This window comes from uncultured Nitratireductor sp. (genome assembly GCF_913053745.1).
Taxonomy (GTDB): Bacteria; Pseudomonadota; Alphaproteobacteria; order Rhizobiales; family Rhizobiaceae; genus Nitratireductor.
Window position 1 is genome coordinate 19832 of sequence record NZ_CAJXGF010000005.1, and the last position, 17523, is coordinate 37354.

Genomic DNA, 17523 nt, shown 5'->3' on the forward strand with positions numbered 1-17523 from the left:
CAAGCACCGCCGTCTCATGCGCGCGCCCCTTGTGCGGCTGCTTTGCCACGCGGCATCGGAGCGCCGACCCGCAACCTGCGATCGAGCAACGATACGGTGCCACCGATCATCATGATCAACGAACCGAGCCAAATGAGCGTCACCATCGGCTTCCACCAAATCCGAACCACGATCTTTCCATTCGGTGTCTGATCACCGAGGGAAACATAGAGCTGGCTGAGGCCTATGGTGCGGATTCCGGCCTCTGTGGTGGGCATTTGGCGCGCAGTATAAAATCGCTTGGCGGACATCACTTCACCCATCGCTTTGCCCGTGACGCGGGTGAGAACGAACCTTGCCTGGTCTTCGGTGTAGTTCGGGCCGGTAAACGGACGCAGGCTTTCGAAACGCAGATTGTATCCGTGGATCTCGACCGTCTCGCCCGGCTGCATCGCGGTAATGCGTTCGGTCTCCAGAGTGGTAACCGATATGATGCCGATTGTCGTCAACCCGATACCGGCATGTGCAAGAGCCGTTCCAAAGACAGAGCGCGGCAAGCCTTTGAAGCGACCGAACGCCACCGCCGGCGCCACTTTTCCAAGGCCGGACTTGATAACCAGATCCGTCAAGGCACCGAGTACGAGCCACACACCAAGTCCGGTACCGAGAGCGGCAAGAACCGATGTGCGGTCGACCAGAATGAAAACCAGGAGTGCAACCGCCAGGCCACCGCCGAATGCCAAAAACAACCGCTGCGAAACGGCCCAAAGATCTCCCCGTTTCCACGCCAGCAACGGACCGAACGGAACGACCACAAGCAAGGGGAGGATGAGCGGTCCGAACGTAAGATTGAAGAATGGCGCCCCGACCGAAATCTTGTCTCCCGTGACGGCTTCGATCAACAGCGGATAAAGCGTGCCGATCAGCACGGTCGCGGTTGCGGTCGTGAGGATGAGATTGTTGAGAACCAACGCCCCTTCGCGCGAGATCGGTTGGAAGAGACCGCCGGCTGTAAGCGTCCCGGCCCGCCAGGCGAACAGCGCCAGCGATCCGCCGATAAACAGAACGAGAATGCCAAGAATGAACACGCCGCGCGTGGGGTCCGTGGCGAAGGCGTGCACCGACGTCAGAACACCGGAGCGTACAAGGAACGTTCCAAGCAAGGACAGCGAGAAAGTCAGGATCGCGAGCAGCACCGTCCAGATCTTCAAGGCCGAGCGCTTTTCCATCACCAGCGCCGAGTGCAGCAAAGCGGTGCCGCCGAGCCAGGGCAGCAACGAGGCGTTCTCCACCGGGTCCCAGAACCAGAAACCTCCCCAGCCGAGTTCATAATAGGCCCAGTACGACCCCATAGCGATGCCCCCGGTCAGAAAGATCCACGCGGCCAGTGTCCAAGGGCGAACCCAACGCGCCCACGCCGCATCCAACCGCCCCTCGATAAGTGCCGCGATGGCAAATGAGAAGGCGACGGAGAAGCCGACATAACCGAGATAGAGAAGCGGCGGATGAACGGCGAGTCCGATGTCCTGAAGAATGGGATTCAGATCGCGCCCTTCCATTGGCGCTGGATCGAGACGGGCGAACGGATTCGAGGTCGCAAGAATGAAAATGATGAATGCGCAGCTTATCGCGCCCTGCACCCCCAGCACATTGGCCCGCAGCGACAATGGCAGGTTGCGCCCGAACACCGCCACGAGCGCACCGAAGAAGACCAGGATCAACACCCATAGAAGCATGGAGCCTTCGTGATTGCCCCAGGTGCCGGTAATCTTGTACAGAAGCGGCTTGGCCGAATGCGAATTCTCCCAAACGTTCAGAACCGAAAAATCCGACTGGACATACGCGAAGGTGAGCGCCGTGAAAGACAAGGCGACCAGCATGAAATTGGTGAGGGCGGCCGGCTCGCCGACCCGCATCAACGTGTCGTTTCTGAGCTTTGCGCCGACGATCGGGACGGTCATCTGAACGAGCGCCAGCGCGAAGGACAGAACCAGGGCGAAATGACCGAGTTCGATGCTCATGATCTCAAGCGCTCCAATCAAGCATTTGTTCGCGTAGCCTCAGGGACATATCGGTCTGACGGGAAACGGCACGAATGCCTTCAATCTTCCTGCCAGACGCCCTTTTCCTTAAGACTGTCCGCCACTTCCCGCGGCATGTAGTTCTCGTCGTGTTTGGCAAGCACCGTATCCGCGACAAAGATGCGATTCTGGTCGAAAGCTCCCTCGGTGACGACACCCTGCTCTTCACGAAAAAGGTCCGGTAGAATGCCGTTGTAGCGTACGGCAACCGTTTCAATTCCATCCGTCACCGCAAAACGCACATGCGTGTCGTCCGAACGTTGGATCGACCCGCGTTCAACGAGCCCGCCGAGCCGGATGCGCTCGCCCACACCCACCGGTCTTTCTGCCAGATCGCCTGGTACGTAGAAATACGAGGTCTGTTCGCCCAGGGCATAAAGCGTCAACCCGGTCGCCGCTCCGAGAAAACCGATCGCGCCTGCGATGACAGCCAGCCGTTTCTGTTTCCGTGTCACGTCAAACCTATTCGATTGCAACGCCAAGACTTTCGGCGAAACCCTGCAGCTCCAAGCTTTCTGGCGCATCCCGACCGAACGCTGCCATGCCACGCTTCAACGCCGCATTCGCAGCGTCCGGACGCTGCAGCACAATGTATGAACGGATAAGTCGCCGCCAGCCATCCAGGTCTTGCGGGTTTTCGCGCAATTTCTCATCCAAGCCTGCGACCATCCCTTCGATCATCTCCTGCCGGTCGGCCTGGGAAAGGTCCGAAGCCGCCGCCATGTCTTCTTCGCTCGGCCCCAGCCTCTCGCTTGATGCCGCTGCATCGCCGGAACGCACCAGCGCCTGCCGCGCTGCGGCGTGCCAGGGTGAGTCCTCCGGCAAGTCGCCGAGCATTTCACGCCATATGGCCTGCGCATCGGCGGTAGCGCCTTCCTGAGCCCGTGCCAGGGCAAGGAAAAAACGTGCTTTGGGCTCGCCCGGTTCGAGCTTCAACGCCTCCAGGAACACGTCCTCGGCTTCGGCTGTCACCATACCTCGCGCTCCACCAACGATCGCCTCGCCCAGCGCCGCCTTCATCTCCGCTGTTTCGCCGGAGAGACGCATGATGTTGCGCAACGCCGTCCGAGCATCGCCGAAGCGCCCCAACCGCATATAGACTGGCGCCAGAACCTGCCAGCCGCGCACATCGTCAGGACTTTCGGCCAGGTGTGCCTCGGCACGCGATACCAGTTCGTCGATGGGCGCATCGGCGGGTTGTTCGGCGATCCGGGCGTGCAATGGCTGCGCCGGTATCCCGGGTGACCCGGTGATTGTATATAATCCCCAGCTCACCAGCGGCACGGCGAGCACCGCAATTGCGGCGGTCAGACGGGTAAGGCGCTGGTTGGTCTGCCTTTCCGCTTGCTCCTCGGCAATTTGCGAAACTTTGAGAATGCGGCGCCCGATTTCCGCCCGTGCCTGTTCGGCCTCCTGGCGTCCAATAAGTCCTCTCTCCGCGTCGCGCTCCACCTCGTCGAGTTGGTCGCGATAGACTTCGATGTCATGGGCGATAGCATCCTCACCCCCTCCGCCGCGCACGGCAAAGGGTCGCAGCACCGCAACGGCGGCTACGAAGGTCAGAATTGCTGCGAGAATCCAGAACAACATGGATCCTAAATAGCGGTCAGAAAACCCGCTGCCAACTCAACGCACCTGCGGCCATTTGGCAACAATCGGCCTTGTGCGTTGGACTGCCTGGCCAGCTTTAGCCAAGCAACATCCAGCTACCATCCTCGTTGCGACACGCGGTACCGCGCGATTCGCGAGGAGTTCCGTTGACCTGAACGGTGTGGGTGTATTGCCTGCAGTCTTGAGAGCCGACCCGGTAAGGCTGTGCCGCACGCACCGTTCCCGATCGTCCGGAACCGGCATCCTGCCATGACACATCCTGGCCGGCCGGCGTGTTTTCCAGAGCCTTGTATTCGGCCTCTATCGCGAGCCGTTTCTGTCGGCGGGACAAAGCATCGCCGAGATCGCCACCGACGAGGCCTCCGCCTTCAATTCCCAGAATGGCGGAACTGTCGGTCGCCGAGCGGGTTGAAGCGAACTGGCTTGGCTCGAGCTGCGAACCCGACATGCCGGCACCGAGGCAACCGGACAAGACAGCGCAAAGCGCAACGGCAAAAACTGGCGCGAGTTTCATTGATCCCAATGGTCCCCTGAGACACACTCATCGATTGCGCGCCCTTTAGGGCGTCGATTTGGCCTAATTTGGGCGATTTTCGTTAACAAGCGGTCTTATGCTTCCGCGCGCGGCAGTGAGACGACCACCTTCAGTCCGCCTAGGGCCGACCGCTCCAAGGCCAGAGAGCCCCCATATTCTTCCACCAGGTCCGCGACGATCGCAAGGCCCAAGCCGGTTCCCGGTTTGGTTTCGTCGAGCCGCCGGCCACGTTTTAGGGCGTCGCGCGCCTTCTCTTCGGGAATACCGGGCCCGTCATCCTCTATGACGATGATCAAGCCGCGCCCCTCTCCCAGGCTGCCACTCTCCTGCGCCGAAAGAGCGACACGGCTGGTGGCCCATTTCATGGCATTTTCCATGAGATTGCCGTTGATCTCTTCCAGATCTTCCTGCTCACCTGCAAAAATCAATGGATCGTCCGAAAGTTTTAATCTCAGGTCGATCGATGGATTCAGCTTGCTCATGACCCGTGCCATACGTTTGAGCGAAGCTTGGACAGGTGTGCGAAACACGAGACTGTCCCGCTGAGCGGCTGCTCGTGCACGCTGCAGATAATGATCGAGTTGTTGTTGCAACGCCGTAGCCTGTGCGGTGATCAGCTTTCCACGCTCACCACCAACCGCGTGTCCCTCGTTCATGAGCACCGCCAGCGGTGTCTTCAACGAATGCGCCAGATTGCCGACCTGTTTGCGGGAGCGCTCTACGATACGCCGGTTGTTGTCGATCAGCGCGTTTGTCTCGTCGGCGAGCGATTCGATTTCAGTGGGGAACGGTCCGCTTAGACGTTGTGCCGTTCCCGCTCGGATGTCCGACAAAGCTTTTTGCACGCGATGGAGCGGACGCAGACCGTAGAGGATGGCAAACACGTTGATGGCTATCATACCGAGGCCGAAGACAGCCAAATAGGCATAGAGCCTGCGGACGAATTGTCCGATCTCGTCCTCCAGTTCGCTTCGATTGCCCATGACCCGAAAGCGCGCGACCTGCCCCTGGTCACCGACCACCAGTTCCGCTTCGACCACCTCGATCGTCTCGCCGCCGGGGCCAACGGTCGAATAATCGCGTTGGAAACCTGCATTGAAAGGAACCTCAGCCGTATCGGGAGATGGAATTGGGGTCGCCATGGATGGTGAACGCAATGCTTGTCCCAGATCGTTCGTCACCGGCTCGACCGTCCAATACCAACCCGACTGCGGTTGAAGAAAGCGCAGATCGTCTAAGTTGGGGCTTCCCTGGAGCCCGCCGTCTTCGGCGATACCCACGGAGCCGATCACATTGTTCAGATACGCTGACAAGACGCTGTCGAATCCACGTTCCGACACCTGACGAAACAAGGCGGATATGATGGTGGCGATCACGACCAGTGCGATGATCGCCCAGAACGACGAGAAGGCGATAACACGCACCGCAAGCGAGCGGGAGACGATCCGTTTAAGCGACGTCTGCGTGTTCTGGCCAGCCATGGGTCCGGCCTAACCCGCCTCCGGCTCGCGCAGACGGTAGCCCATGCCGCGGACCGTCTCGATCAGATCCACATCTCCAAGCTTCTTGCGCAAGCGTCCGACGAACACTTCTATCGTGTTGGAATCTCTGTCAAAATCCTGATCGTAAAGATGTTCGACCAATTCTGTTCGCGAAACCACCGTATCCTTGTGATGCATGAGATAGGCAAGCAAGCGATACTCATGCGACGTCAACTTCAGCGGAATGCCGTTTACATCGGCCTTGGAAGCTTTGGTGTCGAGGCGCACCGACCCGCAACGCAGTTCCGTGGAAGCGTGGCCGGCGGCCCGCCGGATGAGCGCACGCATCCGTGCGAGCACTTCTTCGATGTGAAACGGCTTGGTCACATAGTCGTCGGCGCCTGCGTCGATCCCCGCCACCTTGTCGCTCCAGCGGTCGCGCGCCGTCAGGATGAGAACGGGCATCTTGCGGTCGTCCTGCCGCCAGCGTTCAACCACACTGATGCCATCCATTTGCGGGAGGCCGATATCGAGAACGACGGCGTCATAGGGTTCGGTGTCACCCAGGAAGTGCCCTTCTTCGCCGTCGAATGCCTTGTCCACCACGTAGCCGGCATCTGTAAGTGCTTCGCATATCTGCCGGTTCAGATCCTTGTCATCTTCGACAACGAGAATGCGCATCAGCCCCTCGACCTGCTTCGTTTCATATCGCCGCTTCGCCGTTCGCCAATACGCCGCATCACTTTGCCGGCACCACGAATTCGGCGCGTTTCGGCCGTTCACCGCTGCCGCCAGGGATCACCACGACCACCCGGCAAACGGTTTGCCCCCCTCGTGACTCCGCCGTCGCCTGAACCAGCGTTCCACCGTTTTGAGCCGCGACACGCGAACCGACGGAATAGCAATCGACACCCGATTGGGCCACCGAAATGCCGGGCCAGACCAGCGCCGGTAGAAGGGCCATGGCGACGAGAAAGCCGGGTTTGTTTGTGCGATGCCAGAACATGGAAACCGATGTACCTTATCGAGGCTGAATAGGAAATGAACGGTTGCTTTATTTTATCGCGCTCTTGGTCAGCGAAGGCGCGGTTCAGCCGCCGCGCCTTCGCCTGGATATCTATTGGATCCGGCTCCGGGCGTTGACCCTGCCGAAAATGGCGATCAGTCCGGATATGGCGGTGATGGCCTGCAAAAGACCTTCCGAAACAGCGGCACTGTCGATATCTCCCAACGGATAGCCCATCATGCTCGCCGCGGTCGCCGCGATCGTCACCATCGAGGCCCAGATGGTGCGGGAAAGATACCAGGGTTTGGTTTCGTTCATCGTTCTTCCTCTCTTCTGAAATTGAGCTCAAACGGGGACCGAGACCGTTCCGGGGTTTCCCGGCCCCGCTCGTTCGCTCATCTGTCGTACGGTGAAATGAATCTCTGAGGGCATTGTTGGGAAATCGATCGCCCTCTGGTCCGCTGCGTAGGTCCAGCCGGCGGCCTCGCACACAACGCTGCGCACCACCGACCCGTCATCGCCGGAAACATCGACGCGATAGCGTTCGGATGCCTCCCCGAGCGGTATTTCGCTTCCCAACCAGGAATCGGCCTCGATCCGCCCACGCCGCACCCATGAAAGAAACACCGCGCCGGTGAGGCCCATGCGCGCTCTTAGATGCACCGGTGAAAGCGGCAACAACGCCCTCGATCCACCGGATGCTTGCATCTCGAAGAAGCGCCCGCTTCCGAAATCCTCGCCTGCGGGACCGGTGCGCCAATTCCGCTCCAAACCGATCTCCGCTGCGTAAAGCCCGGCCGGTTGTACCGCCTGATCGAGCAACACGAATCCGGCACCTTCCGGTGCGCCGGCAAACATTGCATCCTCGGTGCCAAGTTGCCCGCGCAAGAGCCCGGCAAGACGCCAAACCGATGGCGCGATCTCTTCAGCGGAGGTAAATTGCACAACCTCCCAGCTCCGGGCGTGGCTGAAGATTGCGGCGGCATTTGCGCCGTTGAAGAGCCGTACTGGCGAGACGCTTTCCAAGGCGCCGGACAGAAGCTCCACCGTTATGCGCTTGCTTTTGTCCACCCGCCCGACAACTCCGGGATGAAGCTTCTCGCGCAAAAACCCCATGGTCGCGCGTCGCGCGATCGTGTTTCGCATTTCGAAGCCGCTCGCTTCGGGCGAAGCGAGAACCACATGACGGCTCCAGGGTTCGGCGTGCACGGCAATACGAAACTGCTCCTCGGCGGACTGCGCCCCCGGCTGCCAGGGCAAATCCAACATCAAAGCAAACGCAGCGCTTTCACCCTGCTCGTTTCCCTCGGTGGGCGGCATGGGATCCGGACGTGCACGCGGTGCCGGACCGGCACGCACACGGCGCGCTCTTACGCTCCGGAAGACGCCGTCCTCGATCTCGGTGACGAGATAACGGGCTCGCCCGGAAGCCCCCGGCAAATGCAGAATCGTGCCGGGACATACGTGACGGGCGGTCGGCGGCAAGGAAAAACGCGCCTCCTCCCGCGCGGCCCAATGGCGCAGCAACCAATTCTTTGCCTGGATTTCGGCCTCCGGCGCCGCCAAAACGCCCGGGAAACTCAAGAACTGCTTGCGTCGCCCCTTTGCGCCGAGGTGAACCGCGAGCGTGGTCGAGGATTGATGATCGCGCATCTCGTCGCGATAATCCAAATGCACTTCGGCGGGCAGGGTGTGATCCGGATCGCGTGCCCGCTCGAGGATCGCCCCATTGGCTTCAATCACCAGATCGTCGACCGTCTGCGCATCTCTCAAGGCCGCTCCGAGAGATTGAAATGTCAGGCGGCCCGTTCTTTCGTGCACGCCGATGCCGAACAGATCCGTTATCGGTTCCAGAGCGGCACGCGCGGTCGTTGGGCTGGCAATTACATAACCGGTGACCGCACCGTCTGCCTGCACTGTCTCCCCGGCATCGAGTCCGTGATCGCGAAGAATGGCATTGATCAGATCTCCAGCCGTCAGGGTGCCGGCACGCCCGTTCAGCCAATGCCCGCATGACCAGTTTTCGCTGTCACCCCAAACATCGCCGCGATTGGGAAATGCTGGAAACGGCCGCGCGTCCCAGGCCCAGACAGAAAACATATCCGGGTCGACCATTGGCCCGTGATAGATCGGCGAAATCGGATTGTGCGCGCCGTCATCCTCCCAATAAGCGTAATGCGCCTCCAGCAGCCGGTGCTGTGCCAGGTCGGAGCGCCCACCGTTGGAGAAATACGGCAATGCGTTTTCGGAGGACTTCGCATCCGGGAATACATTCGGCTGGTTCGATCCCTTGTCGACGGCGGGGCAACCGAGTTCGGTGAAAATCAGTCCCGTCAGAACGCCCGACCGATCACCGTCCGCATGAGGTTGTGCATCGTCCGGCGTTTCCCACCCCTCGATCTGCGCCCGCTTGCGCAAAAGCCGCTCCGAGCGCCCGCTGGCGAGCGCCAACAATTCGAACGAAGCCCGCGCCCCCTCACGCAGCGCGCGCACCGCCATCAGATCGGTCGAAACCGTCCTGCCCATATATCCCATCCATGTCCGGAAACAGAAAAGGCGCGCCCTCGTCAAAGGACCCGCCTCGAAACGCCGCAACTTTGCGACCATGCCTGAACCCTATCAAGCGACCGTCACGCTGTCAAGAATTTTTTCCTATATTTCCCTATATGCCGCTTGTGCGTTAGCCATCCCGTTCGTTTTCCCTTGCGGAAAACACCGAAATGCGAAGAAACTCACAGAACAATCCGCTAGAATAGCGATTATATGCCGGTGAGCGATGTGGGGTCGTATTCGGCAGGCAGCTCCGTAGAGCGGATCTGATTGGGTTGGCCGTGAATGGCCGGACGGGAGTTTGGGTGAAAAAGCCGCGCGAAAAACGGCAGACCAAGGCGCCACGTGCGACCAGATTTCTGGCGTTCGATGCCTGGATCGATTCCACGCTTTATGAAGCGGGCTTCAAGCTCGCCGAATTATGGGAAAGCGTGACGATCTTCTTCCGTCGTTTTCGCGTTTATGGCGTCAGGCGCGCGGCGGTGGAAGTTTTCAGTGAAGGTGTCACCCTGACCGCGGCCGGGTCCGTGGTCATGCTCGCGCTGGCCATCCCCGCATTCGAGGAAACAGCGGGCGACTGGCGGGCGCAGGACGATTACGCAGTCACATTTCTCGACCGCTACGGCAATGAAATCGGCCAGCGCGGAATCATCCAGCGCGATTCCGTACCCGTCGACGAAATTCCCGACCACGTCATCAAGGCGGTTCTGGCCACCGAGGATCGGCGGTTTTTCGATCATTTCGGCATTGACCTTCTCGGGCTCGCCCGCGCGCTGACCGAGAACGTCCGTGCCAATTCGGTTGTCCAGGGTGGCTCGACCCTCACCCAGCAGCTCGCCAAGAATCTCTTTCTGTCCAACGAAAGAACGCTCGAGCGCAAGATCAAGGAAGCCTTCCTGTCGATCTGGCTCGAGACGAACCTGTCGAAGTCGGAAATCCTGCAATACTATCTCGATCGTTCTTATCTCGGCGGCGGCACATTCGGCATCTCGGCGGCGGCCGATTTCTATTTCGACAAGACAGTCAAGGATTTGAACCTTGCCGAGGCGGCGATGATCGCCGGTCTGTTCAAGGCCCCTGCCCGCTACGCTCCGCATGTAAACCTGCCGGCCGCGCGTGCGCGGGCCAACGAGGTTCTCACCAACATGGTGCAGGCCGAGTTCATGAGCGAAGGACAAATCCTCTCGGCGCGCCTGCATCCGGCCACCGCAGTGGATCGCGAGGGGACCGACACGCCCGATTATTTCATGGATTGGGCCTTTGAGGAGGTGAAGCGCGTCGTTCCACCCGGAGCCACCCATTCGCTCGTCGCACGCACAACGCTCGATCCGAACCTGCAGAAGGCTGCAGAGGAATCGCTCGAATTTCACTTGCGTCAGTATGGCAAGGATTACGATGTCTCCGAAGGGGCCATCGTGCTGATGGACACCGACGGCGCGGTGCGCGCCATTGTCGGCGGCCGCGACTACGGCACCAGTCAATTCAACCGCGCCACCAAGGCCGAACGCCAGACAGGCTCCTCCTTCAAGCCCTATGTCTACGCGGTGGCGATGGAAAACGGCTTCGGGCCCGATTCGGTTATTTCCGACGGCCCGGTGTCCTGGGGCAGCTGGTCGCCGCGCAATTACGGCCGCAGCTATGCCGGCCGCGTCACGCTGACGCGCGCATTGATCAAATCCTACAACACTGTTCCCGTGCGGCTGGCGCGAGACCATTTGGGCGTCGCCCCCATCATCTCCCTGATCAAGTCGTTTGGCATCGAATCGCCGCTCAATGGCCACAAGACCATGGTTCTGGGCACATCCGGCATGACCGCGCTCGATCAGGCGACCGGCTATTCCGTCTTCGCAAATGGCGGCTACGCCGACACACGTTTCGGCGTTGTCCAGATGATGACGCACGCGGGCAATTTGATCTACGACCATGGCCGCGACGCTCCGTCGCCGCGCCGGGTTCTGTCTGAGCAGGCCGCCGCCTCGATGAACCGGATGCTCATTCTCGTCCCCGAAGAGGGAACCGGCCGCCGTGCGGCGCTGCCGATGACCCGGTCCGCGGGCAAGACCGGCACCACCCAGTCTTATCGCGACGGCTGGTATGTCGGCTACACCGGCAATTATGTCGCGTCGGTCTGGCTCGGCAATGATGATTTTCATGCCACCCGTCGCATGACCGGCGGCTCATTGCCCGCCATGGTCTGGCAACGCCTGATGGCCTATGCCCATCAGAATGCCGAACTGAAGCCACTGCCGGGCATCGAGGGGCCGATGCGCATCGAGACCGAAGAGGACGAAACGGTCAGCGAGGATGGTGCGGTTGCCGGTCGGAGCAGCGAGGCCCTCCCACTAGCGCTTACCGCGCGAACTTCGCTTTTTCTCAAGGAACTGGCCGAGGATTTCGAAACGGCGCCGCGTCTGCGCAAACCCGCCTCTCACGAAACCCTGTCCGCCCTGTAATGCCCCGCGGAGCAGGCCTAAAAATGCTTGAACCTGCGGTTCAAGCTGGGCTATCGGGGAGTGTCCGTGGCTTGCCGGAATACGCATGCTGAAAACCGTCTTCTTTGTTGCTTTCGTGTTGCTCATCGCGCTCGGCGGTGGCGCGGGCAGTGCGTGGCTCGCACTTGAATCGACGCGAACCGTCGGTTCCGTCGAGATCGGCCCCTGGGTTACCTTTCCGAAGCAAGGCACACACGATGCCGATCCGTATTCGCGGGCCAGAAGTGCGCGCCTCGGCCTGCTCACTCTCGGTCAGGCGGAAGGCATCGTTCTCGTCGCGGCCTCCGACAGTGCGGGTCGCCCCCTTTTGCGTGAGTGCAGCTATCGGCTTGAAGGCGACCTCCCCCCTGCCCGCTTCTTCACCTTGCATGCCACCGACCCGAACCGTCAGATCCTGCCCGCACCCGCCCGCTTTACCTCGTCCCTTCATTCGCAGAGTTTGCTTTGGCGGCATGGTCGGCCACTGAGCGTTTTCGTAGCCCCGCATCCGCATGCCGAGAATTGGCTGGCCATTGAGGGAAGCGGGCCGATGCGCCTCGTTCTCACTCTGGTAGACACGCCCATATCCACTGGCGCACGCGTGGGCGAAACGGATATGCCCACCATCACACGGACGGGATGCGATGCTTAGGCTCTTGCATATGATATTGCTCGGCCTTTTCGGCGCGGCGGCCATTCACATCGCGATTCTGTTCCTGCTCCCGACCTATTCCGAACGGGATGTCTGGTCGGCCATGGCCAACGAAAGTGGACTCAACGAATTTGTGCGCCTCGGCGAGGACAACGCCGATCCGCTTCTCGCCGAACGGCAGAACCCCTTTTTCGACGCGGCCGCATGCCGCTTCGACCTTGAGAACGGCATGACCCGTATCGCCTCGGGCGATACGGTGCCCTTCTGGTCTTTCTCCGTCTACGATCGCGATGGATTCAACGTGTTCAATGTGAATGACCGCAGCGCCACCGAACGCGGATTGGACGCGTTGATCGTCAACGCCGCTCAGTTGCTGGAATTGCGCAAGGGAGTGCCTGAGACGCTGGCGACCTCGCTGATCGCGCAGACGGAACTCGGCGAGGGCACGGTCGTGGTCCGCGTTTTCGTTCCGGACAGCAGTTGGCAGGCCGTCGTGGACAGCTTCTTCGAAAACTTGCGGTGTGAACCCCTTTGAAGCGGCTTGGTCGCCGGCGCTTCGCCTCGCCTTGAACCGACAAGATGTCGAGACATTGGGTCAGGGCGATGTCATGAGGATTGGCTCGGGATGAGCTTAACCTTTCGTCGAACGCCGTCGAACATCATGGGGACGATTATCCCCACCGTCGTCGAGGTCGCTCTCCTGCCGTTTTTCATAACGCACGCCAGGAAAGATGATGATCGAGGCCTCGGTCGAACGCCGCTTCGCCGGACCGGATGAAGGTCTTTTTGCAGCCGGTGCAAACCTTAATATCGTCGCCATGACATCGCGTCCCTTTTTGTGACGGAGTGGTACGCAACGCCTCCTTCGCCCAGTAAGGCATCACATGGTTAACGTTTCGTTACTCATCACTCGAGAGTCTGAATGGAATTCTAAAGAAATCGGTTAACAGCTTGCTAAGGGAATTGGTGTAATTCTCTTCACACATCGGCTTGCAGCAAGCTGCGCCGATGGCGTTTGTAACCGGTCGCGTTTTGGAGGTTTTGATCTGCGTGTCGTCCGCTGTATTCAGGCAACTGGCTTCTGGCGGGGAAGCGCAAAGACCCGAGCGGCTGTTTCGCGCCGCGATATCCGCATTCGCATCCCTGACACGTCCAACACGACGCGAGATCGCCCAGCTCGATGATCTTGCGCTCCCCCTCTACCCCCTTATTCCGGCGGAAACGCGCCGTTACGCCGCCGCCGTTTTGTCTGAATGCAACTCCCCTCCACAGGGACTTCTCCAACAACTGGTGAATGAACCGGCGGAGGTTTCCGCTCCCCTTTTGATACGTTCCCCGGCGCTATCGGATGTCGATCTGATCGACCTGATCGCCCGGCACGGCAGCGCTCATGCCCGCGTTATCGGTCGTCGGACGGAACTGCATCCCGCCATCGCCGCTCTGATCAGGGCGTTGTCGGCTCAGACAGATATGTCGGCATCTGGCGCCACCCCCGTCGAAAACCCCGTTGAAGCGGACGTACGCAACCGTTTGCGCTTGATCATGCGCGCAGCCAATTCGCAGTCCTCACATGTTCGACAGGTCGAAAACCCCGCGCTACCGGGGGCCGAAAAGGCCGCCGCCACGCTTCGCGCCGCGGCCTTTTCCAGCGAGCCCGGTGCGCTCGAACGGGCGCTGTCATCGGTTCTGGGCATTCCGGTCGAAGCCGCACGCGAAATCACGGAATTCCCCACCTATGGCGAACTCATCGTCGCGTTGAAAGCGCTGGCCTTCGACGATGCAGCCGCTTTTCTTTTGACCGCCATTGTGTTTCCCGGTCTCTTTGTTCAACGCAGCGCCATCGGCTTCTTCCTGGAGCGCTACCGTTCCCTCGCACCGGCCTCCGCACACCAGAAACTGCGGGATTGGCGCACGGGCGTCAGCATTCCCGGCCGAGCCGATCAGCCGGCCGCGATCTCGAAATAGCGCTCCGCCTCGTCGAGGTTCGTCACCTCGATCTCGACCAGCCAGAAATCCGGGTCGAAGCGGCGCTCACGCTCGAGCCGCTTGTCGATAACCACGTCATCGCCCTCAGCGATCAATGTAAAACGACGTTCGTTGGGGCGAGCTTCGTCATACACCGCCTGTGCGGCGGGACCATAGAGTGCCTGCTGGCCAAAGCGGTTGCGAAGCAGAATGAAGATGGTTCCGGCCTCGCGTGCGCCTTTTTGCAACACGCTGGCAAAGCCGCCCTCTGCAAAGAGCCGCTTTGTCAGGGCCGAAACCCAGAAATCGCTGGTCAGACGCATGCGCGACGCCTCCTCGCTGAAACCGGACAGAACCCGCCAGGAATTTCCGTTTTACGTCAGTTGGTCAGGCCGACTTCGCGCATCTTGGCAAGGAACGCCTCATCCGGCCGCCCGCTGACCGGCAGACCGAAAAGGCTCTGGAACTCGCGGATTGCAGACTGCGTATCCTGTCCGAGTACGCCATCCACTTCGATTCCGTCATTGCCAAAAGCTTTCACCCCGGCCTGCACCCGCATGATGGTCGGGTCGGCTTCGGTCATCTCGAGTGCAGCGGTCTGAACGGCCGGTTTCGGCACCTCGGCGGAGGGAACCGGCATCTCGGCCTGCCTGGACCGTTCTTCGGGGGCGGCGCGGGTTTCCATGCCCCGCTCGTAGCTCGGTCGCGGTGTCGGCGTCGGAGCCACACGCGGCACGGACAGCGTTTCAGAATCCGTCGGCGCTTGGGACGCGGATGACACACTCTCAGCGGGCAACCCGGCCGACAAGCCAAGCTGGCGCAACAATGCCTGATCGACCGTCGGTGTCGGATCCAGATCCACGATGCGGCGATAATTGCCGATCGCCGTCCGCGTCGCCGGCCCCTGGAGGCCGTCAATCGTGCCGCGGTAAAGCCCCAGCTCCCGTAGCACCGTCTGAACCTGGCGTATGGTTGGATCGCCACCGGTCACGGCGTCGGGACGTTCTACCGGGATCGCACCCGTCGTGTCCCGATCCGGGGCCACATGGCGAGGTGCCTGACGTGGGACCTGTTCGACCCTTTCCGGGCGCTCATCCGGCGTCGGGCTGCTCGGCGTTTCGGTGAAAGCGGGCGTGCGCGTGGAGATCAGCGCGCTCGAGTGGAAATGCGGTTGATACCAGAGTGCATTTGCCGAAACGAAGGAAAACGCGACGGCAAAGGCCGTCGCGCCACCGACCGCCACCGGATTGCGAACGATGGTCATGCCGATCCCGGCGAGCCCGGCGCGCAGCAGTGTCCCAAAGGTGACGTCCGGTTCAGGCCGTCTTGCGGTATTCTTCATCACTCCACTCATCGTCAATCACCGGCTTGCCATCCCGGTGTTCCTGATCCTTTTCCGCGCCGACGCCAACCGGCAACGAAATGCTCACACGCGTGCCCTCGCCCGGCGCGCTGTCGATCGTCATACCACCGCCTTGCAGAGCCACGAGTCCTTTCACCAGCGCAAGACCGAGACCGGTTCCCTCCACGTGCCGCGTTTCCTCGTTGCGCACCTGGGCGAACGGTTCGCCGATGCGCTCGAGATCGTCGGCAGCAATGCCCACGCCGTCATCGGCGACACTGAAGTCCAGGCGATTGCCGGACCGCGTGGCCACCACACGGACCCGACCATTGGCATGCGAGAACTTCACCGCGTTCGACAAGAGGTTGATCAACATCTGCTGAACGGCACGCCGGTCGCAATAGACCACACCAACATTGTCGGCAACGGCGATATCGACCTCGATGGACCGCGCGGTCGCGTCCGCTTGGGCAAAGGCCACGCTTGCATGCACAGCCTCTGCGAAGTTGAACGCCTCCGGGTGAAGCGTATAGGTGCCCGCTTCCAGTTTGGAAATCTCCAACGTGGAATTCACCACCGAGAGAAGGTGGTCGCCGGCCTCGTGAATGAGCCGCACATATTCGCGCTGCCTGTCATTGGAAAAACGCCCGAAGATTTCGGTCTGAAGCGTGTCCGAAAAGCCGAGAATGGCATTGAGCGGCGTTCTCAGCTCATGGCTGACTGCCGCCAGCATGCGCTTGCTTTCGACCTTAGCCGCCCGAGCCTCGTCGCGTGCCCGTATCAGGCTGTATTCCAGTTTCGCTTTATCGCCTTCATCGCGCACGATGGCGATAATTTGTCCCGCATCGTCCCCCTTCAGAAGTTCGATACCGAACTGGCGATAACCGGGAGCCCGGAATTCGTCGCTTTCCACCGGCATGCGCAAGCGAATGCTGATCGCGCGCCCGTCGGCGCCTTCGTTCATCTGGGAAACGGCGCAAAGATAGGCAACGCGGTCGCCCACATGAATGCGTTCGAAAAAACCGTTCCCAAGGAGAATGTCGGAGCGCACGTTCAAAACGCTTTCCGCCTGATGGGACGCATCCACCACATCGCCTGCCCCGTTGAGGCGCAGCAGCAGAGCCTTCATTCGTCCCTCGATGCCAGTGGCTTCCAACGGCGTGCCGGCATCGTGCCGCTCGGTGCGCCAGCCCCCGAAGCGCAGGCCAAGCGTTGCGGCATAAATCAGAGGTATCAGCCAATGCGCTGCCAGAGGCATTGTCGTTATCGGTCCAATGTCCGGAATTCCCGCCGCCAATGCCAGCGAGATGGCCGAAACGCCGGCAATGCAACCCGCGAACGCCGCGCGCCGTGTGCGAGCGACCCAAAGACTTTCCGCCACAAGGGCCCCGGCCATAACCGTCATGGGCGAAGCTGTGCCTCCCGAAATCACGACGATAGCGCCGACAGCGACCACGCCCAGGCCAAGCGCAACCGTCTCAATCAACACACGCTGGCCGCCCGCAAGCAGGCCCGCGGCCGTCAGCCAGCTAACGGCAAATCCCGCACTGGCGAGCGCCAGCGTCTGCGCGAAGCCGATGGTTCCGGCAAGAAGAAGCGCAACCGCGCCCGCGAACAAAAACGGTGCGGTGAAAAGCACACCCGCCAGTCGCAACTGACGTGAACGCTCCGCCCCTCGCTCGACGCTGGGGTGGATCAGCCTTTCGCAGGCGGCCGAAAGGGCTGCCGGCCATTCTTGATATGAAGCTACTCGTGAACTCAACTCGACGCGCTCTTGCTTTGTCCGTTCGGCGGGTTCTTGTTCCTGACGAGACTCGCATCGAGCGTTTAAGGAAAGGATAAGCGCAGGC

16 protein-coding genes are annotated in these 17523 nt (G+C 60.8%); 4 read left to right on the forward strand and 12 right to left on the reverse strand.

The features are described from left to right. Window positions 1–14: 14 nt before the first annotated feature. The 9 genes from QZ638_RS01775 to QZ638_RS01815 all read right to left on the reverse strand — a co-directional run bounded on the left by QZ638_RS01775 (window position 15) and on the right by QZ638_RS01815 (window position 9219). Window positions 15–2000, reverse strand: coding sequence for a heme lyase CcmF/NrfE family subunit (locus QZ638_RS01775; RefSeq protein ID WP_295806139.1), 1986 nt, complete (start codon window positions 1998–2000; stop codon window positions 15–17). 80 nt (window positions 2001–2080) lie between these two features. After that, window positions 2081–2515, reverse strand: a complete 435-nt coding sequence (ccmE, locus tag QZ638_RS01780) for a cytochrome c maturation protein CcmE (RefSeq protein ID WP_295806140.1) — start codon at window positions 2513–2515, stop codon at window positions 2081–2083. 7 nt (window positions 2516–2522) lie between these two features. Next, complete coding sequence (gene ccmI / locus QZ638_RS01785) at window positions 2523–3650, reverse strand: c-type cytochrome biogenesis protein CcmI (RefSeq protein WP_295806142.1); 1128 nt, start codon at window positions 3648–3650, stop codon at window positions 2523–2525. A gap of 97 nt (window positions 3651–3747) precedes the next feature. Further along, entirely contained in the window at window positions 3748–4185 is a 438-nt protein-coding gene (locus tag QZ638_RS01790; protein WP_295806144.1) for an RT0821/Lpp0805 family surface protein, read from the reverse strand. A gap of 95 nt (window positions 4186–4280) precedes the next feature. After that, window positions 4281–5687: an ATP-binding protein gene (locus tag QZ638_RS01795; protein ID WP_295806145.1), complete on the reverse strand. Its 1407-nt coding sequence runs from the start codon at window positions 5685–5687 to the stop codon at window positions 4281–4283. Between the two features lie 9 nt (window positions 5688–5696). Further along, complete coding sequence (locus tag QZ638_RS01800; RefSeq protein WP_295806147.1) at window positions 5697–6368, reverse strand: response regulator transcription factor; 672 nt, start codon at window positions 6366–6368, stop codon at window positions 5697–5699. A 58-nt stretch (window positions 6369–6426) separates the two neighbouring features. Further along, a complete protein-coding gene (locus tag QZ638_RS01805; protein WP_295806149.1) occupies window positions 6427–6693 on the reverse strand; it encodes a hypothetical protein in 267 nt (88 codons plus the stop codon). Window positions 6694–6804: 111 nt separating this feature from the next. Then, a complete protein-coding gene (locus tag QZ638_RS01810; RefSeq protein WP_295806150.1) occupies window positions 6805–7011 on the reverse strand; it encodes a hypothetical protein in 207 nt (68 codons plus the stop codon). A gap of 27 nt (window positions 7012–7038) precedes the next feature. Then, window positions 7039–9219, reverse strand: a complete 2181-nt coding sequence (locus QZ638_RS01815; RefSeq protein WP_295806152.1) for a glycoside hydrolase TIM-barrel-like domain-containing protein — start codon at window positions 9217–9219, stop codon at window positions 7039–7041. 329 nt (window positions 9220–9548) lie between these two features. Between QZ638_RS01815 and QZ638_RS01820 the strand changes: the two genes are divergently transcribed. From QZ638_RS01820 to QZ638_RS01835, 4 genes are all read left to right on the forward strand, one after another. After that, on the forward strand, window positions 9549–11696 hold the full coding sequence (locus tag QZ638_RS01820; protein WP_295806154.1) for a transglycosylase domain-containing protein: 2148 nt from the start codon (window positions 9549–9551) through the stop codon (window positions 11694–11696). Between the two features lie 85 nt (window positions 11697–11781). Beyond that, window positions 11782–12366: a DUF1214 domain-containing protein gene (locus tag QZ638_RS01825; protein ID WP_295806157.1), complete on the forward strand. Its 585-nt coding sequence runs from the start codon at window positions 11782–11784 to the stop codon at window positions 12364–12366. After that, the gene (locus tag QZ638_RS01830; RefSeq protein WP_295806159.1) at window positions 12359–12901 is read left to right on the forward strand and encodes a DUF1254 domain-containing protein; all 543 of its coding nucleotides are present in this window, start codon (window positions 12359–12361) and stop codon (window positions 12899–12901) included. The genes QZ638_RS01825 and QZ638_RS01830 overlap by 8 nt, the downstream gene beginning before the upstream one ends. A gap of 788 nt (window positions 12902–13689) precedes the next feature. Beyond that, window positions 13690–14331, forward strand: a complete 642-nt coding sequence (locus tag QZ638_RS01835; protein WP_295806161.1) for a hypothetical protein — start codon at window positions 13690–13692, stop codon at window positions 14329–14331. On the opposite strand, the gene QZ638_RS01840 is transcribed toward QZ638_RS01835, so the two are convergent. From QZ638_RS01840 to QZ638_RS01850, 3 genes are read right to left on the reverse strand one after another with little or no spacing between them, the layout of a single operon-like run. Continuing rightward, window positions 14307–14654, reverse strand: a complete 348-nt coding sequence (locus tag QZ638_RS01840) for a DUF1491 family protein (protein WP_295806163.1) — start codon at window positions 14652–14654, stop codon at window positions 14307–14309. The two genes, QZ638_RS01835 and QZ638_RS01840, sit on opposite strands and share 25 nt — an antisense overlap. Window positions 14655–14710: 56 nt before the next feature. Next, complete coding sequence (locus QZ638_RS01845; RefSeq protein ID WP_295806164.1) at window positions 14711–15673, reverse strand: peptidoglycan-binding protein; 963 nt, start codon at window positions 15671–15673, stop codon at window positions 14711–14713. Continuing rightward, window positions 15648–17435 carry a PAS domain-containing sensor histidine kinase gene (locus QZ638_RS01850; RefSeq protein WP_295806166.1) on the reverse strand — a complete coding sequence of 596 codons (1788 nt, stop codon included), beginning with the start codon at window positions 17433–17435 and terminating at the stop codon, window positions 15648–15650. The genes QZ638_RS01845 and QZ638_RS01850 overlap by 26 nt, the downstream gene beginning before the upstream one ends. Window positions 17436–17523 lie beyond the last annotated feature (88 nt).